The organism is Cysteiniphilum litorale, from assembly GCF_003428165.1.
Classification (GTDB): Bacteria; Pseudomonadota; Gammaproteobacteria; order Francisellales; family Francisellaceae; genus Caedibacter; species Caedibacter litoralis.
Genome location: NZ_QLIQ01000127.1, coordinates 1 through 1276 on the forward strand (window position 1 = coordinate 1; position 1276 = coordinate 1276).

1 protein-coding gene is annotated in these 1276 nt (G+C 42.6%); it reads right to left on the reverse strand.

Features of this window, described 5'->3' with window-relative positions; all coding sequences use genetic code 11:
- Positions 1-105: 105 nt before the first annotated feature.
- Entirely contained in the window at positions 106-1101 is a 996-nt protein-coding gene (locus DNJ75_RS14840) for an extracellular solute-binding protein (protein WP_157968404.1), read from the reverse strand.
- Between the last annotated feature and the right edge of the window lie 175 nt (positions 1102-1276).

Here is a 1276-nt window from a genome sequence, read left to right on the forward strand (position 1 = left end):
AAATCAAAAGACAACCGAGAACACTGGTTTACCTTAGCATACTGGTATCTTTAACATGAGGAGCCGTGTACGGATCCGTACGCACGGTTCTGTGGGCAGTCGGGGCTAACCGCCCCACTGACCCGATGCTGGAACATATCCGGTATCCATTGCCCATTGCGCTTGGATTTTGGGTTGTGCTAAGAATTGATAAAAGGATGCGACCCCTTTATATATAAGATCCGCATTAGGTGTATTCTTAGGTAATGCAAACGTCCACATAGCTCCTCCACCAATAATGGTGTTTTGTGGCTTACGTGTATCTTTTGTTTGCCAAAATGGAATTTTTGCAACACCCACTTTAAAAGTCGTTAGTTTTGAATAGTCCGCCAACATTGAAGATGAATGCACAATCATCGCACACTTGCCGCTAGTGAATAAAGTATCCGCAGAGCCTAAACGTCCGCCATACTGGAAAATGCCTTTTGCTTGCCAAGTCTTAAGCTGTGTTAAAAAGTCCGCCACTGTTTGATTATCAAACCTAAGCTTTGGCTTCATCGAATCGAAACCATTATTAGCACTGGCAAAGGCTAAATTATTCCATGCGCTAAACTCCTCTAATAAAAGCCAAGAAGGGTAAGCTGCCGTCATAACACACCCCTGTCCTGATTGAATTAATTTTTCTCCTACTTTAGTCAACTCTTGCCAAGTAACCGGAGGGTGTGTGACACCTGCTTTAGCCAAAGCCTTTTTGTTATAAAAAAGCACAGGTGACGAACTATTAAAAGGAAGACCCGCAAGCTTACCATCCACGCTATAGTAGCCGCTCACTGCAGGCCAAAAATCACTTTGATCAATCGTAATACCCGTCATTTTCTCAAGCTCATACAGCGGAATAATCGCACCATTTGAGTAAATCATCATCGCCGTACCAATCTCATAAGACACCAACATATTTGGCTGTGTGCTTGAGCGATAAGCTGTTGCCGCTGCGGTTAATGAGTTTTGATAATTGGATTTATTAATCGCCTCAACATAATACTTATGCTGACTTTGATTATACTCATTGACAATTTTATCTAAAGCATAGTTAAGCGACCCACCAAATGAATGCCATAACACCAGATGAACCCTGCCATCGGGCGCATTCGCAATTTGTGGGTATTTTAGGAAGCCATTGCTAACCCGCCTGCATAAGCCATTCTTTCAATATCTTCCCATCGCCCAGCCTTGTAAAAAGACCGTATGAATAACATATCATTAGCGCTGTCCTCTTTCCAATAAATGGAGTTACCTT